At 68.8% G+C, this 23,799-nt stretch carries 20 protein-coding genes and 1 pseudogene; 9 read left to right on the top strand and 12 right to left on the bottom strand.

Translation table 11 applies throughout. The features are described 5' to 3' along the window. Positions 1-98: pseudogene (locus tag CRM90_RS26345) on the top strand (MspA family porin); the annotation flags it as partial. A 39-nt stretch (positions 99-137) separates the two neighbouring features. Here the strand turns inward: CRM90_RS26345 and dapC are convergent. From dapC to CRM90_RS26330, 3 genes are all read right to left on the bottom strand, one after another. Next, positions 138-1,244: a succinyldiaminopimelate transaminase gene (gene dapC, locus CRM90_RS26340; protein ID WP_102809838.1), complete on the bottom strand. Its 1,107-nt coding sequence runs from the start codon at positions 1,242-1,244 to the stop codon at positions 138-140. A gap of 14 nt (positions 1,245-1,258) precedes the next feature. Beyond that, a complete protein-coding gene (fdxA, locus tag CRM90_RS26335; RefSeq protein WP_036343792.1) occupies positions 1,259-1,582 on the bottom strand; it encodes a ferredoxin in 324 nt (107 codons plus the stop codon). A gap of 249 nt (positions 1,583-1,831) precedes the next feature. After that, positions 1,832-4,411, bottom strand: a complete 2,580-nt coding sequence (locus CRM90_RS26330; protein WP_102809837.1) for a bifunctional FO biosynthesis protein CofGH — start codon at positions 4,409-4,411, stop codon at positions 1,832-1,834. 218 nt (positions 4,412-4,629) lie between these two features. Between CRM90_RS26330 and CRM90_RS26325 the strand changes: the two genes are divergently transcribed. Beyond that, a complete protein-coding gene (locus tag CRM90_RS26325) occupies positions 4,630-5,577 on the top strand; it encodes a hypothetical protein (RefSeq protein WP_102809836.1) in 948 nt (315 codons plus the stop codon). Here CRM90_RS26325 and CRM90_RS26320 read toward each other — a convergent pair. Next, positions 5,574-6,020, bottom strand: a complete 447-nt coding sequence (locus tag CRM90_RS26320; RefSeq protein WP_502693325.1) for a hypothetical protein — start codon at positions 6,018-6,020, stop codon at positions 5,574-5,576. The genes CRM90_RS26325 and CRM90_RS26320 overlap by 4 nt on opposite strands. Position 6,021: 1 nt before the next feature. Then, entirely contained in the window at positions 6,022-6,888 is an 867-nt protein-coding gene (mshB, locus tag CRM90_RS26315; protein ID WP_102809841.1) for an N-acetyl-1-D-myo-inositol-2-amino-2-deoxy-alpha-D-glucopyranoside deacetylase, read from the bottom strand. 40 nt (positions 6,889-6,928) lie between these two features. On the opposite strand from mshB, the gene CRM90_RS26310 reads away from it, so the two are divergent. From CRM90_RS26310 to CRM90_RS26295, 4 genes are all read left to right on the top strand, one after another. Next, positions 6,929-8,179 carry a chloride channel protein gene (locus CRM90_RS26310; RefSeq protein WP_102809835.1) on the top strand — a complete coding sequence of 417 codons (1,251 nt, stop codon included), beginning with the start codon at positions 6,929-6,931 and terminating at the stop codon, positions 8,177-8,179. 32 nt (positions 8,180-8,211) lie between these two features. After that, positions 8,212-9,267 (top strand): class I SAM-dependent methyltransferase, encoded by a 1,056-nt coding sequence (locus CRM90_RS26305; RefSeq protein ID WP_102809834.1) that lies wholly within the window; start codon positions 8,212-8,214, stop codon positions 9,265-9,267. 267 nt (positions 9,268-9,534) lie between these two features. Continuing rightward, positions 9,535-10,536, top strand: a complete 1,002-nt coding sequence (locus CRM90_RS26300; protein WP_142391464.1) for a hypothetical protein — start codon at positions 9,535-9,537, stop codon at positions 10,534-10,536. 137 nt (positions 10,537-10,673) lie between these two features. Then, on the top strand, positions 10,674-11,618 hold the full coding sequence (locus CRM90_RS26295) for a hypothetical protein (protein ID WP_102809832.1): 945 nt from the start codon (positions 10,674-10,676) through the stop codon (positions 11,616-11,618). 2 nt (positions 11,619-11,620) lie between these two features. On the opposite strand, the gene CRM90_RS26290 is transcribed toward CRM90_RS26295, so the two are convergent. The 3 genes from CRM90_RS26290 to CRM90_RS26280 are packed head-to-tail and all read right to left on the bottom strand — an operon-like array spanning position 11,621 to position 16,090. Further along, the gene (locus tag CRM90_RS26290; protein WP_502693326.1) at positions 11,621-13,567 is read right to left on the bottom strand and encodes an ABC transporter family substrate-binding protein; all 1,947 of its coding nucleotides are present in this window, start codon (positions 13,565-13,567) and stop codon (positions 11,621-11,623) included. A 1-nt stretch (position 13,568) separates the two neighbouring features. Continuing rightward, a complete protein-coding gene (gene typA / locus CRM90_RS26285) occupies positions 13,569-15,467 on the bottom strand; it encodes a translational GTPase TypA (protein WP_036343786.1) in 1,899 nt (632 codons plus the stop codon). Next, positions 15,464-16,090: a hypothetical protein gene (locus CRM90_RS26280; RefSeq protein WP_102809831.1), complete on the bottom strand. Its 627-nt coding sequence runs from the start codon at positions 16,088-16,090 to the stop codon at positions 15,464-15,466. Before CRM90_RS26280 ends, typA begins: the two co-directional genes overlap by 4 nt. A gap of 75 nt (positions 16,091-16,165) precedes the next feature. Here CRM90_RS26280 and CRM90_RS26275 point away from each other — a divergent pair, with 75 nt between their 5' ends. Then, positions 16,166-16,438 (top strand): hypothetical protein, encoded by a 273-nt coding sequence (locus CRM90_RS26275; RefSeq protein ID WP_102809830.1) that lies wholly within the window; start codon positions 16,166-16,168, stop codon positions 16,436-16,438. A gap of 73 nt (positions 16,439-16,511) precedes the next feature. On the opposite strand, the gene CRM90_RS26270 is transcribed toward CRM90_RS26275, so the two are convergent. The 3 genes from CRM90_RS26270 to CRM90_RS30565 are packed head-to-tail and all read right to left on the bottom strand — an operon-like array spanning position 16,512 to position 21,363. After that, the gene (locus CRM90_RS26270; protein WP_199190062.1) at positions 16,512-17,708 is read right to left on the bottom strand and encodes a cytochrome P450; all 1,197 of its coding nucleotides are present in this window, start codon (positions 17,706-17,708) and stop codon (positions 16,512-16,514) included. A 30-nt stretch (positions 17,709-17,738) separates the two neighbouring features. After that, positions 17,739-18,125 carry a (deoxy)nucleoside triphosphate pyrophosphohydrolase gene (locus CRM90_RS26265; RefSeq protein ID WP_102809828.1) on the bottom strand — a complete coding sequence of 129 codons (387 nt, stop codon included), beginning with the start codon at positions 18,123-18,125 and terminating at the stop codon, positions 17,739-17,741. 10 nt (positions 18,126-18,135) lie between these two features. Continuing rightward, positions 18,136-21,363: an Ig-like domain-containing protein gene (locus CRM90_RS30565; protein WP_158249065.1), complete on the bottom strand. Its 3,228-nt coding sequence runs from the start codon at positions 21,361-21,363 to the stop codon at positions 18,136-18,138. A gap of 174 nt (positions 21,364-21,537) precedes the next feature. On the opposite strand from CRM90_RS30565, the gene CRM90_RS26235 reads away from it, so the two are divergent. Further along, positions 21,538-21,822, top strand: coding sequence for a 4a-hydroxytetrahydrobiopterin dehydratase (locus tag CRM90_RS26235; RefSeq protein ID WP_102809824.1), 285 nt, complete (start codon positions 21,538-21,540; stop codon positions 21,820-21,822). Here CRM90_RS26235 and CRM90_RS26230 read toward each other — a convergent pair. After that, the gene (locus tag CRM90_RS26230; protein WP_102809823.1) at positions 21,797-23,086 is read right to left on the bottom strand and encodes a mannosyltransferase; all 1,290 of its coding nucleotides are present in this window, start codon (positions 23,084-23,086) and stop codon (positions 21,797-21,799) included. The two genes, CRM90_RS26235 and CRM90_RS26230, sit on opposite strands and share 26 nt — an antisense overlap. Positions 23,087-23,187: 101 nt before the next feature. On the opposite strand from CRM90_RS26230, the gene CRM90_RS26225 reads away from it, so the two are divergent. Beyond that, positions 23,188-23,799 (top strand): hypothetical protein, encoded by a 612-nt coding sequence (locus CRM90_RS26225; RefSeq protein ID WP_142391461.1) that lies wholly within the window; start codon positions 23,188-23,190, stop codon positions 23,797-23,799.

The raw sequence follows: 23,799 nt of genomic DNA, 5'->3' as shown, positions 1-23,799 counted from the left end.
GTGCGGCCGGCGGCGTGCTGCTGCGCCCCTTCGCCCGCCTGATCTCCAAGGCCGGCGACAGCGTCACCACCTACGGCGAACCCTGGAACATGAACTGACGATGCGTTTCTGACCCCGCTTGGGGTGGGGCGGCTGGCTCAGGCCAGCCGCTCCACCGCGGCGGCGATACGTTCGTCCGTCGCGGTCAGAGCCACCCGAACGTGCTGTGAACCGCCGGCTCCGTAGAACTCCCCGGGGGCGACGAGAATGCCACGCTCGGCCAGCCACGCCAGCGTCGTCCGGCACGGCTCACCGCGAGTGGCCCAGAGATACAGACCGGCCTCGGAGTGGTCGACGGTGAAACCCGCCGACCGCATTGCGGCCAGCATGACCTCGCGGCGGCGCGCATAGCGTTGCCGCTGTTCCAGTTCATGGGCGTCGTCGTCGAGCGCGGCCACCATCGCCGCCTGAACCGGACCCGGAACCATCATCCCGGCGTGCTTGCGCACCGCGAGCAACTCGGCCACCACATCGAGGTCGCCGGCAACAAAGCCGGCGCGATACCCCGCGAGCGACGAGCTCTTCGACAACGAGTGCACCGCCAGCAGCCCGGTGTGGTCGCCGTCGCTGACCGACGGATGCAGAACCGACGTCGGCTCTTCCTCCCAAGCCAGGCCCAGATAGCACTCGTCGGACACCACCAGCGTGCCGCGCTCGCGGGCCCATTCGACGACCTTGCGCAGATGGTCGCGGCCCAGGACCTTACCGGTCGGGTTGCTCGGTGAATTGATGAACAGGACCGCCGGGGACTCGGGTCCGAGCTGGGTCACCGAGTCGGCCGGGATCACCCGGGCGTGCGCCAGCCGCGCGGCCACGTCATAGGTCGGATAGGCCAGCTCCGGAACGACCACCAGATCGTCGGCGCCCAGACCCAGCAGGGTCGGCAGCCACGCGATGAGTTCCTTGGTGCCGATCACCGGCAGGACGGCGTGCTCCGGCACGTCGGTGATGCCGTAGCGCCGGTGCAGTGCGGCCACGGCGGACGCCCGCAGCGCGGGCGTTCCCGCCGTCGTCGGATATCCCGGCGCCGCGCTGGCCGCAGCCAATGCCTCCCGGATCACCGGTGCCACCGGATCGACGGGTGTGCCCACCGACAGGTCGACGATGCCGCCCGGGTGAGCCCGCGCGGTGGCCGTCACCTCAGCGAGGGTGTCCCACGGGAAAACCGGCAGCGTCTCGGATACCGGACGCCGCCGCGCGCGCAACGGGACGGGAGCCGTCAGGCCTCTTCCTTCGGCGGCAGGTCCTTGACCACCTGCGGGTCGTTGTCGGTCTGGCCGACCTTGGAGGCACCGCCGGGCGAACCCAGCTCAGCGAAGAAGTCGGCATTGATCTGGGTGTACGAGGCCCACTGATCCGGGACGTCGTCCTCGTAGTAGATCGCCTCGACGGGGCAGACCGGCTCGCACGCACCGCAGTCGACGCACTCGTCGGGGTGGATGTACAGCATGCGCGCACCCTCATAGATGCAGTCGACCGGGCACTCTTCGATGCAGGCCTTGTCCTTAATGTCGACGCAGGGCTCGGCGATCGTGTACGTCACTTGAGGTTCTCCTCGGTCTGCTGTATTCGGGTGGCTGTATGTCTGCGGGGCTGCTGGGAACGCCTAGTATCCGATGCCGGTCACCGGATAGCCGACTCAGTGTGCCCTAACTTGTCGTCCATCGGAGTGCCGGTCAGCACAGGTCTTGCGAGTGGTTACTGATACTAGACGTTTCGTATATTAGCGACCTATACCCGCAGACACCGTGCCGACACCGGCGGCGATTCGACAGCCGGAGTACGCCGGCCCTCAGGCCGCGAGGTCGGTGTAGGTCGTCGTGCGCTGACGCGCCGGACGGCCGATACCGGCGGCGATGGCCATCAACTCCTCGGCTGACTTCGCCGAGCCGTTCTCCGAGCCGGCCATCCGCGAGATGGTCTCCTCCATGAGCGTGCCGCCCAGGTCGTTGGCGCCGCCCTGCAGCATCACCTGCGTGCGCTCGACCCCCAGCTTCACCCACGACGTCTGGATGTGAGAGATCCGGCCGTGCAGCATGATCCGCGCCAGCGCATGCACTGCGCGGTTGTCCCGGTGCGTCGGGCCCGGACGAGCTCCGCCCGCGAGGTACAGCGGCGATGACTGGTGCACGAACGGCAGCGGAACGAACTCGGTGAACCCACCGGTGCGATCCTGGATGCCGCGCAACACGTTGAGGTGCCCCACCCAGTGCTTGGGGGTGTCGACGTGGCCGTACATCATCGTCGAACTCGACCGCAGCCCCACCTCGTGCGCGGTGGTCACCACGTCGATCCACTCCGAGGTGGGCAGCTTGCCTTTGGTCAGCACCCATCGCACCTCGTCGTCGAGGATCTCCGCGGCCGTCCCGGGAATGGAACCGAGCCCCGCCTCACGCAGCGAGGTCAGCCATTCGCGCACCGAGAGGCCGCTGCGGGTCACCCCGTTGGCGATCTCCATCGGCGAGAACGCATGGACGTGCATCGACGGCACCCGCGCCTTGACCGCCCGCACCAGATCGGCATACCCGGTGACCGGCAGTTCGGGGTCGATCCCGCCCTGCATGCAGACCTCGGTGGCTCCGGCGACGTGCGCTTCCCAGGCCCGGTCGGCGACCTCGGAGGTGGACAGCGAGTACGCGTCGGCGTCCCCCTTGCGCTGGGCGAATGCGCAGAACCGGCAGCCGGTGTAGCAGATATTGGTGAAGTTGATGTTCCGGTTCACCACGAACGTCACTTCATCGCCGACCGCATCGCGGCGCAACGAATCAGCAAGGGCGGCAACCGCATCCATAGCCGGACCGTCGGCGGTGGCCAAAGCCAGATATTCGTCGTCGCTGCAGCCGCCCGGGTCGCGCTCGGCTGAACGCAGCGCCGCCAGCACATCGGTGTCGATGCGCTCCGGCGCGCGGGCTGCCAACTCGGAGACCTTCTCCCGGATGGACTCCCAGTCCCCGAACGCGCTACCGAGATCGCTGCGGGTCTCGGTCAGCCGCCCCTCGGTATCGATGGCCGAGTGAAGATCGGTGCGGCCCAAGGACTCCGACGCCTCGTCGGGTTCCTGCCAGGGCCGGCCCACCGGCTTGGTGTCCAGCGCCCATCCGGTGTCCGGATCGGCCAGCGCATCCACATGTCCGCGCACCCGCGGATCGATCCATGCCGCACCCGCCTGCACGTACGACGGCTGCGCCGTAAGGCGTTCCACCAGTTCATAACCCGCCGCGGCAGTGACGTCCGCCAGCTCGTCCAGAGCGGGCCACGGCCGCTCCGGGTTGACGTGATCGGGCGTCAGCGGCGACACCCCACCCCAGTCGTCGACACCGGCCCCGACCAGCGCCAGGCATTCCGCCCGCGACACCAGATTCGGCGGTGCCTGGATGCGCATCTTCGGGCCGAGCACCAGGCGACTGACGGCGATGGTGGCCAGGAAGTCGTCGATGCCCGCATCCGGTACCGACGCCATCGCGGTGTGATCCTTGGCCCGGAAGTTCTGCACGATCACTTCCTGAACGTGCCCGAACTCCTTGTGTGAACGCCGGATCGCGTGCATGGTCTCGGCGCGCTCGGTCAGCGTCTCACCGATACCGACGAGAACCCCGGTGGTGAACGGGATGGACAGCCGGCCGGCGTCGTCCAGCGTGCGCAGCCGCACTGCGGGATCTTTGTCCGGGCTGCCGTAATGCGCCAGCCCCTTGGTCTCGAACAGCCGCCGCGACGTCGTCTCGAGCATCATGCCCATCGACGGCGCGACCGGCTTGAGCCGCGACAGCTCCGTCCAACTCATCACCCCGGGGTTCAGGTGCGGCAGCAGGCCGGTCTCTTCGAGCACCCGGATCGCCATGGCGCGCACGTAATCCAGGGTGGAGTCGTAGCCGCGCTCGTCCAGCCACTGCTTGGCCTCGTCCCAACGCGCCTCAGGACGGTCGCCGAGGGTGAAAAGAGCTTCCTTGCAACCTAATTCCGCGCCCCGACGTGCCACGTCGAGGATCTCGTCGGGCTCCATGAACATGCCCTTGCCCTCGGCACGCAGCTTGCCCGGCACCGTCACGAACGTGCAGTAATGGCAAGTGTCGCGGCACAGGTGAGTCACCGGGATGAACACCTTGCGCGAATAGCTGACCGGCAGGCGCCCACCCGGGCCCCGGCGGCCTGCGGAGTCCAGGCCGGCGTCACGAACCCGGGCCGCGCTCGCGCACAGGTCGGTGAGGTCGTCACCGCGGGCGGTCATGGCGATCGCCGCCTCGTCGACGTTGAGGGCGACACCGTCGCGGGCGCGACGCAGGACGCGTCTCAGCGCAGCGGGCGACGGAGCATCAGTCCGCTGCGGAACCACCGGTGTGGGCAACGGGCTACTTGGCTGCGAGTTCAGGGCCACTCCCCGGTAACCGTCGACAGCAGAGAAATCATCCGCGCGTCCCACAATCTGAAACTTCGGCGACTGACATGCTGCACACAGTAGTCCTCGCACGTGGCCGCGCGGCCTTGCCCGTCGGCCCCGCTCAGTGACCGGGACACGGCTGGAAAATCTGTAACACTTACGCGCGCGCAACGTAGATTGTCAGTATTAGCTGTGCTTTGAGCAGGGGGTTCGCGATGACCGTGTCCGTCCGTTCGTATCTGACCGCTGGAATAGCGACGGCGATCGTCGGCGCCGTGGCCCTGACTCCCGTCCAGCCGTCGGCGCCGACCGCGATGTCGCTGGACTCTGTCCGCCTGTCCGCCGCGGTTCAGCCGCTGGTCAACCAGGTCAACACCGTAGCAGCAGCGATCGGTGCGCCCGACGTCGTTCCCGCCCCTGCCCAGCCCGGAGCGCACAAGACGGCGCAGGCCAACAACAACGCCTCGGACGCGATCGACGCCGCCTATCAGTGGGTGCTCTACTGGGGCAACTATCTCGCCCTGGACCTGGGTCCGTATTTACTCGGATGGATCCCGTTCGGTTATCTCATCAGCGACCAGATCTACATCTGGTACCCGAAGTTCACGGTCCCGGTGGCCAACAGCGTCGTCTACGACTTCCTGGATCCGGTGGTCAACGATTTCTGGAACCCGACCGTCTGGCGGGACGGGCTGACCGCAATCGCCCAGACCACCCTCAGCAGCCTGGGCGTGGTCGGCACCCAGGAGGTCGCGTACTTCTGGAGCCTGCAGTGGTTCCCGTTCCCGCTGCCGCCGCTGCCGCCACTTCCGTTCGCGGCGCTGAAGACGCCCGCCGCGGCAGCGAGCGCCGGCGCCGCCGTCGAGCAGAAGACCGAAACGGCGACCGCCAAGTCCGGCCTCGCCCATTCCGGCCGTCCGCAGGCGGTCACCAAGACGGCCGATACACCCGACGACACCACGGTCACCGCCCAGGCGGTCACCGACACCATCGGATCGGCGGACACCCCCGCCCCGAAGGCCGTCAGCACCAACAAGTCCGCCAAGGCCGATAGCGGCGCGAGTACGGGCAAAGGTGGCTCGGCCAAGTCGGGCACCACATCCGGCGCCAAGAAGTCGACGGGCGGTTCGGCGCGAACCAAAGCCGCGAAGGGCACCAGCTAACGGGTGCGCCGCCACAGGAACACCGCAGGCGGCGCAGCGCCCAGCGCCAGGAAGATCAGCACCGAGTAGGCCATCACGCCCGGGCCGCCGAACACGATGTCGCCGCCCGGCCCGCCCAGGGTCAGCGCGGCGACCGTGACCAGCCACGTCATCAGCGGTAGCGCGGCAAGCCGGTCGGACTCCGTCCAGTAGGCGGCGGCCCACACCAGGGCGAGGTTCACCAGACCGCTGACCAGCGCGCTGATCGGCAACGGCACGGCGCCCAGATAGAGCGGCAGGAACAGCGCGCCGGCGACAGCCGAGAGGACACCGTCGACGGCCAGGAGACCCAGCACCACTGTGCGGATGGCCGGGTCGGTCGTGCCCGCATCGTCGGCGTCGGCGACGTCGACGGAACGGTGGGTGCGGCCCGGTCCTGTCGGTCGCGATCGAGGTCGGTTCAACCTATTGCCCGAAGCCGAGCCCGCCGAGAAGGTCGGTCTCCCAACCGCGCTCATTGGTCGGACCCGCTGCGCCCTCGACGAGCACATAGTGTTCGGCGGCGAGCACGGGCAGCACGAGTTTGTTGGACAGGGTGAACGCCCGCCTGGTCGGACCGACGAGCATCTGCGTCGCGTGTGCGGCGATCGCGTCGACCTTGGCGTCGAGGTGCTCGGGCGCTTCGACGATCGCGGTGATCCTGTCGTCGGGGAAACCGAATTCGACGTCCGGGGGCGGCATGATCCAGTCGGCCAGCACGTCGTCGGGCGTGAGGCCGTTGACGCCGTCGCGAAAAGCGCTGGCGCAGATGACACCCCAGTAGAACTTCGGCACCGTCCACGTCGCGGCCGCGACCGCGGCGGTGGTGATCTTGTGGGTCTGCACGTGGTCGGGGTGGCCGTAGCCGCCGCCGGGGTCGTAGGTGGCGACGACGTGCGGGCGCAGTTCGTCGATGACGTCGGCCAGCAGACCGACGGCTTCGTCGACGTCGGCGTCGACGAACTTGGTGTGCATGCGCGCCGGGGTGCCGGGCATGCCCGAGTCGCGCCACTTGCCCGCACCGCCGAGGAACCGCGGGCCGGGCAGGCCGAGTGCCTGGAGGGCCGTCGTCAGTTCCCCGATTCGGTAGCCACCCAACTGATCCGCTTCGTCGACGGCGAGCCGTCGCCAGCGGTCGTCGATGATCTCGCCTTCTTCACCGAGGGTGCAGGTGACGACGGTGACCTCGGCCCCGCGTTGCACGTAACGCGCAATGCTGACCGCGTTGTTCATCGTCTCGTCGTCCGGGTGGGCGTGCACAAACAACAACCGCGGGGTCTCTTGCTCAGCCACGTCGGCCACCCTACCGCCGCAGGTGACATAGATTCGGCGCGTGAACCGGCGCCACCTGGAGTTCGGCTGCGCGGTCGCCGCGATCGGGCTGCTCGCCGGCCTCGCCGGCGCCGCGACCACCGTGCTGCTGCACGCGGTCGAGCACCTCACATTCCACTACAGCTTCGGGACCCTGTTGGACGGGGTGACGGGGTCGAGTCCGGTGCGCCGCGCGGCCGGCCCGACGGTCGGCGGCGCGCTGGCCGGCCTCGGCTGGTGGCTGCTGCGGCGACGGACCCGGGTGCCGTCGCTGTCGGAGGCCATCGATTCTCCCGGACCGTTGCCGCGGCTCGCGTTGACGCTCGACGCCTGCCTGCAGGTGCTGTTGGTGGGCGCCGGTGCGTCACTCGGCCGGGAGGGCGCGCCCCGCCAATTCGCCGCCGCGCTCGGCGATCTCGGCACCTCGAGGTGGGCGCTCACCGCGAGCGATCGCAGGATCCTGCTCGGCTGTGCGGCCGGCGCCGGTTTGGCGGCGGTGTACAGCGTGCCGTTGGGCGGCGCGCTGTTCGCGATCCAGATCGTGCTTCGCAGCTGGAGCCTGCGCACCGTCGGGACGGCGATGATCACCTCCAGCATCGCGGTGGCGGTGGCCGCGCCGGTCACCCATCTGGAGGTGCCGCTGCACTGGCCCAATCCCGAGCTGTCGTATCTGCTGACCGGATTCGCGGTCCTCATCTCGCCGCTGGCGCTCGTGGTGGGCCGGGGCTTCAACCGGATGATGCAGTACGCCAAGGCTCACCGGGTCGGCGACTCCTGGCTGCTGATCCCCGCCATCGCGGCCGCCGGGCTGCTGGTCGGTGTGCTGTCGCACTGGTGGCCCGAACTGCCGGGCAACGGCAAGAGCGTGCTGACCGTGAGCGTCGCCTCCGGGCTGACGCTGGCATCGGCCGGGGCCCTGTTACTGCTGAAACCTCTGGTGACCGCACTGTTCCTGCGCGCGGGCGCGGTCGGCGGCATGCTGACGCCCGCACTGGCCACCGGCGCGGCGACGGGGTCGCTGGTGGCGATGGCGATCAACACCTGGACACCGCTGACAGTCAGCGTCCCGGCGGTGTCACTGGCCTGCGCCGCGGGCGTACTGGCCGTCACTCAGGGGGCTCCCGCCTGGGCCGCGCTGTTCGTCTGGGAGCTGGCCCATCCCCCGTGGTGGTTGCTGATCGTCTTCGCGGCCGCCGCGTATGCCGCCAGTGCGCTCAACGGTCTACTCGAGCGGCGCCGCGACATTCAGGTGAACGTGCAAACCGATCACTGACAACCGCCGCCGGATCGGGTAGAAGGACTTAGGTGGAGAACATGCCGCTGTCCTCGACCGCCGATCCCGCGCTTCACAGCGCCGTGACGCGCCGGCTGCTCCGTCGTTCGGTCGCCACCGGTGAGATCAGCCTGCCCGCCGTGCCCGGCCTGCTCGAGGCGTACGTGACCATGTGCACCAGCCTGTTCGCAGCGCTGGGCCGCGAATTCCGCGCCGAGCAGATCGACGAACTGCGCGCCATCCTGCACGAACAGCTGACCGAGGCGTTCGGCGCGTCACCGCGCTCGGAGATCGTCATCTCGTATGCGGCCCCGGTCGGAACGGTGCTGAACTACCACGTCAAGAGCCGCTGGTGGACGGTCGAAGGTGCGTACGAGAACTGGATGGCCACCCGCGAACCACCTTTGTTCGGATCAGAACCCGACGCGCGGGTGCTGGCGCTGGCTAGCGAAGCGGCCGATCCCCGTTCGTGTCCGATCCTGGATCTGGGTGCCGGCACCGGACGCAACGCGTTGGCGCTGGCGCGGCGCGGCCATGAGGTCGACGTCGTGGAGATGACGGCGTCGTTCGCCGAGAGCATCCGGGGAGCCGCGCAGGGCGAGTCGCTGCCCGTCCGCGTGTTGGAGCGCGACATCTTCGCGACGCTGGACGATCTGCGGCGCGACTACCGCCTGATTTTGCTGTCGGAGGTGGTGTCGGACTTCCGGTCTGCCGACCAGCTGCGCGGGATCTTCGAGTTGGCCTCCCACTGCCTGGCCCCGGGCGGTCGCCTGGTGTTCAACGCCTTCGTCGCACACCGCGACTACACCCCGGATGACGGGGCACTCCAACTGGGCCAACAGTGCTATACGACGATCTTCACCCAACCCCAGATGGCGGCGGCCCTGGCCGGGTGTGCGCTGGCACTGGTGTCGGACATGTCGGTCTACGACTACGAGAAGGACCATCTGCCGGCCGGGATGTGGCCGCCGACCAGCTGGTACGCCGAATGGGTCAGCGGGCAGGACGTGTTCGATGTTCCCCGCGACCAACGCCCGATCGAGATGCGGTGGCTGGTGTACGAAAAAGCGATCTCGCCGCCGGTGTGACGCACCAGAATTAGCCAGTTTGTGCGTACGCAAATTTCCTCAGTCGCCCTTAAGGAACCGCGGCGGACTAATTGGGTTGGCTCACAAGGATTTTCCACCCCCACCTCGGTAAACAGTAATTTTCGCTAAAAAAAATTCTCAGGCGGCGTCTTTACCCTTATCAGCCTATTCTCAGGTATCGTTCTCCTTGCCGGTGCCGCAAACACGGATTAGGGAGACGGCATGCGACGGGCGTTGGGGCCATTCCTTACGACAGGGGTGGCACTCGTGGCGGCGACTGTGGTCGTGGCCAACCCCCTCGCGCCTCCATCCAGGGACATGCAGATCTCCACCACGCAGCTGTCCACCAGCCCCGATTTGCTCAGCCCGTCCGATAAATCCCTGCTCAGCGCATTGACGCCGAAGCTGCCGAGTTCCGATATCGGCCCTGCGCTCGCGCAGATCCTGGCCGCACTGGCCGCGGACGCCGATCGCATCAGCCGCGAGGTCAGCTCGGCGATCAGTCCCGAGCCGTCGGTGGTCGCGACCCTCCCCGAGCAAACTGCTTATCGGCCCGATCCGATAGGTTCCGGCGTCGTCGAGTTGGCAAACGCCACGCCTGCCCCATCCACCACAGGCTTTGTCACGTCAGTCGTCAGTTCCGACGTGGTGCAGGCCCTCAACGGTCTAGTCCTGGACACCTCATACCTCGGCGGAAAAGTCGTCGAGGCGGCCTACGCCGTGGTGGCGGTGATCATCCGCGTTCCGCAATTCGTCGTGACCGCTGCTCTTGACGTGCTCAACGGTGATATCGCCGGCGCTTTGGACACCGTCAAGGCCGCGATCCGGGCGTTCTGGGGCCCGGGGCTCATCATTCTCGACGGCATCAGGGACGTGCTGTACGGGCGTCGCACTCCGGCCATCCCGCCGCCCTCCGCGCTCAAGAATCTGGTCGCCTCGGCGACCGCCAGCGCCGGGACCGAGGCCGAACCGGCCACCAGCGAGCCCGCCACCGATACCGCGACGCCGGCGCCGTCCGGCCAGAACAACAAGGCCGGCTCGGCCCGCAAGCCGGACATTACGCCGACGGCGGCCAGCCTGCGGCCCACCACGACCACGACCACCACCACGACCAAGTCGACCGGTTCCAGCAACTCGGGCGCCGACGCGACGACCCCGGCCAAGGCCCGCAGTGACAGCAAGCCGACGACGGGCACCACACGCTCCGTGGCCGGCTCGGCCCGGGACTCGAAAAGCTCTTCGTCCAGCTCTTCCAGCGCCGGCTCGTAGACCGGCTGACGCGGCCCGCGCGGGCCGAACTGGTTGACCGCTCAAGCTTCGTCCGCGACTTCTGCCAACACGCCGTTTCTCAGTTTGCTGTCAGGTAAGTTTCGCCTGGTCGGTACACCTCGGCGAAGGAGCCAGAAATGCCTGCTGCTGTCAACTCGCTCTACCGGACCAGCATCGCGCTCGCGGGGGCCGGCGTCATCGCCGTCAGTCCGCTGATCCCCAGCCACAGCGCGCCGGTCGCCTCTGTGCAGCTGCCCCACATCCAGCTGACCGACCTGTCCGTCCCGGCTTTCGGCGCAATCCCCTACCAGATCGGCATCAACCTGCTCGGCGACATCATCGCCGCGACGCCGATCCTGGTCGGCAGCACCCAGCAGTGCTCCACGTACTGCCTGGGGCCGAACACCCCGGCGCCCGAACCGACGTACGCGCCGTTCACCGGGTGGGGTCTGGTCGGCCTCGGCAAGGGGCTGATCAGCAGCCCGGTCGCGTTCGTCGGCGCACTGCAGGCCGGTCGAGATGTCGCCCAAGCACTCGGCGTGGCACTGCTCGCCGTTCAGGTGCCGATCGCCAACACCTTCAGCCTGCTGCTCGCATCGCGCATCCCCTTCGGCGGCTTCGGGCTGCAAGCCACCCTCGAACGAACCTTCACCGCATCCCAGGACGCGCTCGTCGCCGGGTATCAGATCGCCGCCCAGGCGCTGGTACAAGGCCCATTGACAGTGCTCGGCGGCGCCGTGGCCGGGGTGACGGCATTCGCCGCGACACTCGCCCAAACCGGCGATGTCGTCACCGCATTGACCGCAGGCCGGGCACCGATCCAGCAGGCGGTCACCGCCGCGGCGAACGACCTCGCCTTCAAGATCGACACCGGACGAGCGCGGGTCTACGCCGACCTCATCGCCGGCCCCGGGGCCACCACCCGGCCGATCCCCACCGTGCCGGCCCCGAGCGGAGCGGCAAGCCGCCTGGCCAAGTCCACCAACACGAAGCCGGCCACAGCCGGCAGCGCCAAGTCCACTGCCAAGAAGGGCGGGGTCGCCGGTTCCAAGCGTGCGCACAAGGCCGCCTCCGGCGGTTAGCGCTACTGCGCGGCTTTGGCCCAGCGGCCGGCGTCACCGACGATGCCGACCGGCACCGCGCCGCTCAGGCTGACGTTCTGCACGCTCGGGCCCACCGCGACGATCGTGGTGTCCTGCAGGATCGGCAGGACCGTCGAGAGGTTCCAGAGCCGTGGCTCGACCAGGTTGATGACATCGTTGATCTTGGCCGAACCATCAAGGGCCGCTTCGATATTGGGCTGAATGCTGCGATCACAGATCCCGGTCAGGTTCGAGGGCGCCTGCACCAGTGCACCCGACTCGGGGGCCGGCGGCGGGCTCGTCGGCGTCATGGACGTGGTGGTGGCGGGCAGCGGACCGGCCGACGGCGTCGGCGACGGGCCGGCGGTCGTGCTGCTCGGAGCCGCCGTGGTGGTCGCAGTGGCCGTTTGAACAGGCGTGGCCTCCAAGGCCGGGCAGCCGTAACGCGAGGCCAACGAGGTCGCCAGGTCACCGCCCGCGGCGTGCCAGCCGACGATGGCGTCGACGCGGTTGTTCACCAGCGCATCCCCGTAGAGCACCGGCGGATCCAGCGCCAGCACCGTCGCGGCGATGCCGACACTGCGCAACTGGTCGGCGGCGGTGTTGGCGACCGCAACCGACGTCGGGTCGTTGGCGGCAACTCCGATCACCAGCGACAGAATCTCGCCGTCCTTGCTGACCCGCCCGCGGGTGATCTCCGGCGGCCCCGGCTGCGGCGTCTCGGTGCGCGACCCGGCCGACGGCGGCGACGGCACCGGCGACTCGGTGGGGGTCCGGTCGATCTGGAAGCCGACCTGCTCGAGCAGTTCCAGCGACCGCTGCTTGCCCAGTGCCGGCGGCGCGGTGGGCTCGTAGCCCGGATCGCTCGGCGAACGTACCTGCGCCTGCGCCAGGGTGACGGTGTTGTCGCTGCCTGCCCCGACGGCGGCCAGCAGATCCACGTCCAGCAGGCCCAGAATTGCTTTGCGCACAGCCGGATCCGACAGTTTGGGCTCGTTCGCCCGCAACGTCAGCTGCATGACCCGCGGAGTGACGATCCGCGCGGTACGCACGTCCGGGATGGCCGACAGCTGGGCGAACGCGGCAGCGCCACCGTGCACCTGCGCCACCTGGGTGTCGCCGTTGCGGATCGAGTCGGCCAGTGCGGCAGGCGCGCCGGCGCGGCGGAACAGGATCTGGTCGGGGTGCGCCGGTGGACCCCAGAATCGGTCGTTGCGGGCCAGCAGGATCTCGTCGCGCTGGGGGTCGATGTTGTCCACCCGGAACTGGCCGGCGGTGACCGGCATCGCGCGGGCCAGGCCGGCCGCGAACCCGCCCGGCACATCCTTGACGATGTGCGCGGGCAGCAGGTCGTTGAACAGCTCCCGCCACGCCGGGTACGGCTGCGCGAACGTCACCACCGCGGTCTTCCCGCCCTCGATCGACTGCACGCCGGTGATCAGGTCGTAGCCCGCGGGGTCGACCACGCCGGGCTGGCTGACCATCTGGCGCCACAGGTACCAGAAGTCGTCGGCGGCGATCGGGGCGTTGTCGGTCCACGACGCTTCGGGACGGATCTTGTAGGTGACGGTGAAGGGGTTCTGGTTGGTCACCTCGGCCGAGACCAGCAGCGTCGGGTCCATCTCCCAGCGGGAGCCGGTGGGCGTCGCCGGATCCGGGACCGGGCGAAACGAACTGGGCAGCACCAGTGCACTGATCGCGGCGTTCACCGGCGACTGGTCGGAGAGCAGGTGCGGGTTGAACCCGGCACCGATCGAGTCGATGCCCATGATGATCTGGGTGGGCCGGGCCGGTGGCGGCGGGGGCACGTTCGTCGTCTCGGTGCTCTGCGGAGCCGGTGGCGGGCTGACCGTACAGGCGGCGGTGATCAGCACGGACAGCAGGACAGCCAGGACTTGAAGGCTGCGTGGTCCGGTCGGCACGCCCCTCAGAGTAGCGATAGGACGCAGGTCAGCCCCTGGCCTTGGCCCTGGACTTCGCCCGCGCCCGGCTGGTGGCATCCAGCTCGACCTTGCGCACCCGCACGATCTCCGGCGTCACCTCGACGCACTCGTCCTCGGCGCAGAACTCCATGGCTTGCTCGAGACCGAGTTCCAGCGGCCGGGCCAGTGTCTCCATCACGTCAGCGGTGGAGGATCGCATGTTGGTGAGCTTCTTCTCGCGGGTGATGTTGATGTCGAGGTCCTCGGCACGCGGGTTGATTCCGACGACCTGGCCTTCGTAGGTCTCCTGCCCGGGCTCGACGAAGAACTGCCCCCGGTCGGCGAGCTGGATCATCGCGAACGGGGTGATCTGGCCGGAGCGGTCACTCACCAGCGAACCGGTGTGCCGGGCCCGGATCTCCCCCGCCCACGGCCGGTACCCGTCGAACACCGCGTTGGCGATTCCGGTGCCGCGGGTCAGCGTCAGGAAGTCGGTGCGGAATCCGATCAGGCCGCGGCTGGGCACGATGAAGTCCATCCGCACCCATCCCGCTGCGTGGTTGGCCATCTCTTCCATCCGCCCCTTGCGGCCGGCCATCAGCTGGGTGATCGCGCCGACGAACTCCTCGGGGCAGTCGATGGTCATCGCCTCGAACGGCTCGTGCAGCTTGCCGTCGATCGTGCGGGTGACCACCTGCGGTTTGCCGACGGTCAGCTCGAAGCCTTCGCGGCGCATCTGCTCCACGAGAACCGCCAGCGCCAGCTCACCGCGGCCCTGCACTTCCCAGGCGTCCGGGCGGCCGACGTCGACGACCTTGATCGAGACGTTGCCGACCAGTTCGGAGTCCAAGCGGCTCTTGACCATTCGCGCTGTGAGCTTGTGGCCGGACACCTTGCCGGCCAGCGGCGAGGTGTTGGTGCCGATGGTCACGGAGATCGCCGGCTCGTCGACGGTGATCCGCGGCAGCGCGTGCGCGTGGTCGGGGTCGGCCAGGGTGTCGCCGATCATGATCTCCGGGATGCCGGCCACCGCGACGATATCGCCGGCGACGGCTTCCTCGGTCGGGGTGCGTTCGACGCCCTCGGTGACGAGCAGCTCGGTGATCTTGGCGTTCGTGATCACCGGGTGGCCGTCGACCTCCCGCATCCAGGCCACCTGCTGGCCCTTCTTGAGGCGGCCCTTGTAGATGCGGATCAACGCCAGCCGGCCCAGGAACGCCGAGGCGTCCAGGTTGGTCACCAGCGCCTGCAGCGGCGCTTCGGGATCGCCCTGCGGCGGCGGAATGTGCTCGAGCAGGACGTCGAACAGCGGATCGAGGTTCTCGCCGTCAGGGTTCTCCCCGTTGGCGGGCTGGGTGGTGCTGGCGATGCCGGCCCGTCCCGAGGCGTACAGCGTCGGCAGGTCCAGTGCCTTCTCGGCGGCCGCCTGGGCTTCTTCGTCGAGGTCGGACGCGACGTCGAGCAGCAGATCGTGGCTTTCCTCGACGACCTCGGCGATCCGGGCGTCGGGGCGGTCGGTCTTGTTGACCACCAGGATCACCGGCAGGTGCGCCGCCAGCGCCTTGCGCAGCACGAACCGGGTCTGTGGCAGCGGGCCTTCGGAGGCGTCCACCAGCAACAGCACACCGTCGACCATGGACAGGCCGCGTTCCACTTCACCGCCGAAGTCGGCGTGACCGGGGGTGTCTATGACGTTGATCACTGTCATCGAACCGTCGGGGTTATGACGATGCACGGCGGTGTTTTTCGCCAGGATCGTGATGCCCTTTTCCTTCTCCAGGTCACCGGAATCCATCAGGCGTTCGATGGTGTCGTCACCACGGTGGGTAAGGGCGCCGGACTGCCGCAACATGGCGTCCACCAGCGTGGTCTTGCCGTGGTCGACGTGCGCCACGATGGCGACATTGCGGAAGTCTCGGTTGTTCACGGCCCTGATTCTCGCAGCGCAGGTGCCCTTTTGCGAAAACGAGGAAGCACCAGCAGCGCCGCGCCGAGGAAGCACAGCGCTCCGAAGAAGGTTCCCAGGTTCGCTACCAGCGCGTCCTCGGTGATTCCGGTTCGCCGCACGAATGCACCGACTGCGGAGACCCCGAACGCGATCGAGCCGACCATGTTGATCCACTCGGCCTGCCAGTCACGCGACCCGAGCGCGATCAGCCCCACCGCGATCGTGGCCGCGGCCACCCCGAGCGCCGCGCTCACCAGGAAGGCGACCGACCCCAACGCGTCCGGCGCCCACACGTAGTGCCGGCGCACTCCGGTCGCGTGCGCCCACACCGCGGAACCGGTACTGATGTTGAACAGCACGGTGCCCACGAATTGGATTGCTGCCGAGAGCCATTCGAGCTTCCATGGCGGCGTTGCGAGCACCAGTTGCATCCAGGCCGCAGCGGTGAAGAACCAGGAGCCGATGAAGCAGAGCCAGTTGGCCGCACCCGCACCGGCGAGCGACGGGAAACCGGGGACCGTCGCCGCGGCGAAGAAGGCCGAGCCCACCGCGAACAGCCAGCATTGCCGCGAAAGTGTCGCCAGCGTCCCCACCCACGGCATTCCAACAGGGTTTCCACACCATTCGCAAACTCGGCGGAGTTACCGTGAATGCATACCGTCAAAGGAGGTTCGGACATGACGGTCTACGAAGTTCTCACCGTTGCCCTCATCGTGGTGCTCGGCACAGCGGCCACCGCCGCCATCTATCTCGGGCTGCTCAACTGGATCGGTGCGGCGTACGTCGTCCGGTGTGCGGGTTGCCGTCACCTGACGGTCTCGTCGGATCGCCGACAGCCCGAGACGTGCCCGCACTGCCGCCATCCCGTGCTCATGCACCCGGTGCACGCCGCGCATCACCCGCGACAGTTCGCCGATGTGCGGGTCGCCCGTGACGCCCTCAAGTACTAGTGACGCCCTCAAGTACTAGGGGTAGGACAGCAGCAGCATGACGCGCCCGCCCGGCGGTGCGGCGCCGAAGTCCTCAGCGCGAAACCGGTGCGGTCGGCGTGAACTCGACGGGCATGGCCTCCAAGCCACTGACGAAGTTGGCCGGGCGCAGCGGCAGCTCCGCGCCGTCGGCCAGCCGAAGATCCGGTAGCCGTGCCAGCACCCGACGGGTCATCGCCGTCAGTTCCAGCCGGGCCAGCTGGTTGCCCAGGCAGAAGTGGGTGCCGAAGCCGAAGCTGACGTGGTTGTTGGGATTGCGGTCGATGCGGAAGACGTCCGGGTCGCCGAAGACCGTCTCGTCGAAGTTGGCCGACTCGAACAGCAGCAGGATCTTCTCGCCCTCGTGCAGCGCCGTGCCGTGAAAGTCGGTGTCGGCGGTCAGGGTTCGGCACATGTTCTTGATCGGCGAGGTCCAGCGCAGCATCTCCTCCACCGCCCCGGGCAACAGGTCGGGGTCTTCGCGCACCGCCTGCCACTGCTCGGGGTGGCGGCTCAGTTCAGCGGTTCCGCCGGACAGCGTGTGTCGCGTGGTCTCGTCGCCGCCGATCAGGATCAGCAGCGTCTCGGCATAGATCTGCTCGTCGGTGAGCCGCTCACCGTCGACGTCGGCGGCGATCAGGACGCTGACGAGATCATCCGCGGGTTCCCGCCGGCGCTGCGCGACGAAGCCGGCCATGAACTCGTTGTAGGCGGTCAGTGCGGTGGCCGCGGCCAGCAGCGATTCCTCGGTGGCCACCGAGCTCAGCGCAACCACCATGTCGTCGGACCATGCCAGCAGGGTGTCGCGGTCTTCGGGGGCCACGCCGAGCATGTCGCCGATGACGGCCATCGGCAGCGGTGCCGCCAGATCGCGGACGAAGTCGCACGAGCCGCGTTCGCACACCGCGTCGATCAACGTATCGCACAGCGCATCAATGGATTTCGCCCTGTCGCGTACGCGCTTGCGGGTGAAGCCGGCGTTGACCAGCTTGCGCCGCAACAGATGCTGCGGGTCGTCCATGTCGATCATGTGCGGCAGCGGCGGAGTCGTCGGGCGGATCCCACCGGCGTTGGAGAACAGTTCCGGCTGCCGCTCGGCGTCGATCACCGCGCGATAGGTCGCGGCGGCGGCCAGGCCGTTGCGGTCGCGGAAGACCGGCTGGTGGGCACGCATCCAGCGGTACGCCTCGCGGACCGCGCCACTGGCGTAGAACCTGCCGTCGGTCAGATCAACGTCGGCTGTGACGTCCATGAGCACGCCCCAGATCATAGGGCGGCGGGCTCACGCGCCAAGGCGTTTCGCGAGCTCCGGCAGCCACGCCCGGTCGGCGGGCACCCAGTCCAGGGATGCCAGCTCGGCGGCGCTGACCCACCGCAGGGCACGGTGGTCGTGCGGGTGCAGGGCCCCGCCGGTGTGGGTGACGAGGTAGGCCCGCAGGATCATCGACTCACCGATCGGCACGTCGGCGCCGAGACGTTCCCCGACGACGACGTCGACGCCGAGTTCCTCACGTAACTCCCGCACCAGCGCGTCGGCTTCGGGCTCGCCCGGCGCGACCTTCCCGCCCGGCAGCTCCCACAGTCCGGCCAGTTCCGGCGGACGTTGCCGCTGGGCGACCAGAAGCGTCGCGCCGGAGATCAGCGCGCCGGCGACGACGATCTGGGACACACCAATGAGCTTATGTCGTGGCGGGTTTCGCCTTGACGATGGTCAGCTCATAGTCGTTGGTCTGCCACCCGTTGAGGAACGCACCGATCGGGACCGCCATGTCCTGGCCGTATCCGGGCCCGCTGTCGTTGAAATACACGACACCCTTCGCCGTGTCGACGGCGATCACCACGGCCTCGTGGAGAGCAGCGTTGTAGTTCGGCGTTGCGGGTGATTGGTATTTCGGCTGGGTGCTCCACGTGATGTTCGCGTCGACGGTGACCATCGCCGCGTTACCCGCGGCCAAGGCGGCTTCCAGATCACCCAGGGCCACCTGCGAATCCGCGGCGGTGGCTCCGGTGATCCGGGTGCCGTTCTCGTCGTAGGTTCCGTATCGCTGGGTGGTCGCGGTGACCCCCCAGTCGGCGTTGGTGTTCATCAGCTGGGCTGCATCCTTGACCGCCACCCCATTGGCGATGTCCTCGTCGAGGTACATCCGCCGACCCGGGTAGACCACGCTGGCGGTCGTCTTGGCGAGGTACACCATCTCGTCCTCGCTTGGCTCGGTTCCGCTGACCTGTCCGATCGCCATCGCCGTCGCCATGAGCGTGCAGTTGTTGTAACTCTGCTTGACCCACCATTCCTTGTTGGCGCGGTCACCGTAATAGCCGGTGCCCTTGACCGTCACCACGATTTCGCGTTCGACGGTATCGGGTTTGGCCACGCCCAGCCGGACGGCGATGGTGTGCAGTGCCTGCTGCAACATGCCAAGTGCGCCAGGCAGATCGGCCGCGGTTCCGTTGTCGACCCTGATCGTGAACCGATCGGTGATGCCGGGGGTGACCAGCTCCGAGTCGGGTGTGTACACGTAGCGGCCGGTGGCGTTGTCGAACGTGACGGTGCCGTGCGTGGGCTGCTTGCTCACCCCGTAGGTCACGGCGTAGCCGTTGTTGCTCACTCCGTTGGCGTCCACCCGGATCGTCCCGGCGCTGGACTGGTTGTAGTACTGGGGCGAGAGCGTGGGTGCCCGGTTGAAGAAGATGTAGGTCAGCTGGCGAGAGAGATCACTCCACATCGATTGCAGCGTCTGCATCGGAGTGGCGGACGGCGCCGCGTTGGCCGAAGGCGCAACCGCACGCTGCGCCGTGACGTCGTCCCTGACCGCAGCCGCTGCGGCTGCCGGGCCGGGTGCGCCATTGTTGCCGTTCGAACCGTTGGTGCCACCCGCACCGCCGCTACCGCCGGGCTGACCTGTGCCGCCCCAGCCACCGCTGCCCCAGCTGCCGCCAGAGCCGCCGTCACCGTTGCCAACTCCACCCGGGCCGCCGTCACCACCCCAGCCGCCGTTGCCGCCCTTGCCGCCATTGAAGCCGGAGCCGCCCGACCCGGCTGCCGCGCCCCAGCCACCGTTGCCGCCGTCGCCGCCGCCGGTACCTCCTTGGCCGCCGGTACCGCCGTCACCACCGGCGCCGCCGTCACCACCGTTGCCGTTGATGCCGGCATTGCCGCCCGGTCCGCCTGCGCCGCCGGTACCGCCCCGGCCGCCTGCCGCGCCGGCACCGCCGACGCCACCATTACCGCCCCGGCCGCCGTATCCGCCGAGGCCGCCGTTGCCATCGGGATCCGTTGTGTAGCCACCCCATTTGCCGACGCCACCGTTGCCGCCGTTGCCGCCGGCACCGCTGATTCCGTTGGCGCCGTTGGCCGCAACGACGAAGAGGTAGCGGCCCACGCCCGCGGCTCCGCCGGATGCTCCGCCGGCACCACCGTTGCCGCCGTCGCCGCCGTTACCGCCGGGCGCGCCGTCACCGACCGCGACGGTCCCGGGGTAACGGGCGTTGCCGCCCTGGCCACCCCAGCCGCCCTGGCCGCCGGCACCGCCGTCGCCGCCGCTTCCGAAGACGAAGCTCCCGTTGCCGCCCTTACCGCCCTTGCCGCCCGGTCCGCCGTCCCCACCGGGGCCGCCGTCGACGGGGCCGACCGTGGGGCTCGTGCCCGGCACGCCGGTCTGGCCGATGCCGCCGTTGCCACCGTTGCCGCCCTGCCCGAAGACCGACAACATGCCGACGCTGCCGCCGTTGCCGCCGTCACCGCCGCCGAAACCGCCGGCACCGCCCGCGCCGCCGTTGCCCGCCCACAGCCCGCCGCTGCCGCCGTGCCCGCCGTCGCCGCCATGGTCACTTGTCGCTCCGTAGTACGGGCTGGTTCCGCCGGCACCACCCGCGCCGCCGTTGGCGAAGATCGAGAACAACCCGCCGCTGCCGCCGTCACCACCCTTGCCGCCGTTCGTGGAGGCGCCGCCCGCGCCCCCGGCGCCGCCGGTGCCCCAGATCGACAGCAGCCCGGTATTGCCGCCGTGGCCGCCATCGCCGGCCGTCGCGCCGATCGGGATCGCGTTGCCGCCCTTGCCCGCAGCGCCGCCGTTGCCGGCGTAGAGGCCGCCGTGGCCGCCGTTGCCGCCCTGACCGCCCGTGCTGTCCACCCCGGCCTCGCCGGCCAGGACGCCGCCGGCACCCCCCTTGCCGCCGTTGCCGAACATGCCGGCCGCGCCACCGTTGCCACCCTTGGTGCCCTGCGCGAACGCCTCGCCACCATCACCACCGGCGCCGCCGTTGCCGATGATCAGGCCACCGGCGCCGCCGTTGCCGCCATTGCCGGCTTCGACACCTGCGCCGCCGGCGCCGCCGTTGCCGAACCCGCCCGCCGCGCCGCCGTTGCCGCCGTTGAACCCGGCTCCGCCGTCACCGAAGAACCCGCCGTTGCCGCCCTTGCACGCAGCGGTACCCGTGCAGGTGTCGGCCGTCCATGAGTAGCCGTTGCCGGCGATGATCCCGGCGTTGGGGTGCGCGGCGGTCCCGTTGCTGATGAAGAATGCGACGACGGTTTCCGGCGTCGGCAGGCCCGGCACCGCGACTGCTCTGAGCGTGGTCGTGCTCGCAGCCACGCCGGCTTTGGGAGTGACGGCCTCAGTGGCAGCGGCCGACTTCGAGGCCGGCTTGGATACCTTCGCCGCAGCCGAGCGCGTGGAGCCGACGTGGGGCCGGTGCTGGCCGGTGGATTTGGTGGAGCTGCTCGAGGTGCTCGGGCCTTTACCGGCGGAGCCGGTCGAATCGGCCGACGCCGTCGCGGGCATCGAGGCCAGTGCCGCGCCGATGCCGAGCGCGACCGCCCCTGCACCGAGCCAGCCACCGAACTCAACGGGGAGTGCCCGCAACCACGCGGGCCGTCGGGTGATCGTGGACATGGCAAAGGAATTCATCAAGACCCCCGAGGTTGACGTGCGAATGCGAACCCGTCCCGATTCTTGTGACGACGGCGTCGAGCGACGCTGGCAACCTAACATCACTTACGCAGACAGGTCCCGAAATTGAGACAGATGTCCCGGTCCGTTCGCGACCTTTCGCCGGGGTGTCGATGAGAGAAGACTCGAACCATGCCACTAACCGATGAAGAGATTGACTCCGCGATCAAGGGTCTCGACGGCTGGGAGCACGCCGACGGTGCGCTGCGCCGCTCGGTGAAGTTCCCGACATTCCTGGACGGGATCGACGCGGTGCGCCGGGTCGCCGAACACGCCGAGCACCAAGACCATCATCCTGATATTGACATCCGCTGGCGCACAGTTACTTTCGCGCTGGTCACGCATTCTGAAGGCGGAATAACCGCCAAGGACGTGCAAATGGCGTCCGATATCAACGGGATTGTCGACGACCGCTGACCGCTATCCAGGCCAGCGTGGCCAGCGTCGCCACGGCGTAGATCACGCCCGCCCACGCCAGGTACCAGGGTCGGCTGATCTGCCAGATCGTCGGTTGGGCGAAGCTGAGCAGCCACGGCACCCCGACCACCGTCAGCGCCAGCCAGCCGTAGCCGAGCACCTTGGCGCCCAATCGATTTCGCCACGGTCCGTGCAGCAGCCAGATCATCAGCGGCACCAACCACACCCAGTGATGAGTCCACGAGATCGGCGAGATCAGTAGCCCGACCAGTTGCACCACCAGCAGGCACCCCAGCCGGTCCGAGTCCAGCGCGCGCCACGCCAGGACCGCCAGCACCGCGGTCACCGCGATCGCGGCCAGCACCACCGGTCCGTAGCCGGCGTCGTGGCCGAGGATGCGGGAGACCGCTCCGCGCCACGACTGATTGAACGAGGTTCCGATCGGGCCGACGCGCCGGGCGTCGCCGAGCAGATCGGTGAAGTAGAAGCGGGCCTGCTGACCGATCACCGCCACCGAGAGCCCGACCGTGCCGAAGAACACCACTGCGGAGAAGACCGCCGCACCCCAGCGGCGCATGCCCAGGAAGTAGAGCCCGGTCACGGCCGGCGTCAGCTTGATGCCTGCGGCGAGTCCGACCAGCAGACCCGACAGCCACCAGCGGCTGCTGTAGGACGCGCAGAGAACTGCCAGTACCAGGATCACGTTGATCTGGCCGTAGTCGAAGTTGCTGCGCAGGGGTTCGAGCCAGATCGCGACGGCGGTCCAGATCATTGCGACGGCGCGCCCGCCCGTCGCGGGCGTGCCCAGAAGCCGCTGGCTGATTCGGACCACGCCGTAGAGGGCGGCGATGATGCCCAGCTGCCAGCAGAGCGCGACCACCCCGAACGGCAGCAGGTGCAGGGGATAGAACACCAGCGCCGCGAACGGCGGGTAGGTGAAGGGCAGCGGGAAGTCGGGGGTCTGGTCGGCGTAGACGTAGGAGTACAGCGTGCCGGGATGATCCAGCGCAGCCGCGCCGCCGAGGTAGACGTGCAGGTCGACGAAGTTGGCGCCGTTGGGCGCCAGGTAGGTCCACCCCAGCCGCGCGGCCACGCTGACGATCAGCAGCACCGGGGCCAGCCAGGCTGGCCGCGCCGGCGCCTTCGTGTCCACGTGGCGACTGTAGCGACGCAGCGAATCCGGCGCGCTGACAGGCGCTACGCGCACGTGAGCGCGCCGAACTCGATCCCGGTCCGGACGGGCTCCCGCATCACACAAGACCATCACTGCCGTAACGGTTGAATAAACACCACACGTGTCACTTGAGTAACTCTAGTAACGGACTACCTTCGGGTTAGACCTGCACTCGAGGGATTGGGATGACCATGTCACGTAGATCAAAACTATTCGCCGCCAACATAATTGGTGCTGCCGGGCTCTGCTCGGTCGCGCTCGCGCTGAGCCCGTCGGCCGGCGCCGACCCCGGTGTCTCGCCGGCTGTTCCCGGCGTGCCCGCGCTGAACATGTTGCAGCAGTTCGTCACGAACCCGGCCAGCGCCGCGGCGATCCTGCAGTCCGCTGCGACCGCCCTCGGCGGCGCGTCGGCTCTCACCGGCGCACCGTCGACGTTGCCGGTCTCGCCGATCGGCGGCGCGCCGGCCACCGCCACGCTGCCGGGCATGCCGGCCCCGGCCGCTCCCGCGGCCGCACCGGCGGCTGCCGCCCCGGGCGGGATCACCGGAGCGGTCGCCCCGCTGCTGAACCAGCTCGGCGTGCCCGGTGACCTGGCCAGCCTGACGCCGTCGGACATGCCGTTCCCGGTCAAGGTCGGCGACAACCTGTCCGTCGGTAGCCCGGCGCCGGTTGCTCCCATCGCCCCGGTGGCGACCGGGGTCGCCGGACCGGCCGGTGTACCGCCGGCCAGCGCCCCGGTTCCGCCGACCACCCCGGGCGGCGCCGGTCTCGGCCAGCTGTTGCCGCTGTCTGCTCTGCCCTGA

Origin of the sequence: Mycobacterium sp. ENV421 (genome assembly GCF_002887815.1) — a bacterium.
Lineage (GTDB): Bacteria > Actinomycetota > Actinomycetes > Mycobacteriales > Mycobacteriaceae > Mycobacterium.
Note: the sequence above shows the minus strand (reverse complement) of the source record. Positions and strands in the feature narration are given on the sequence as shown.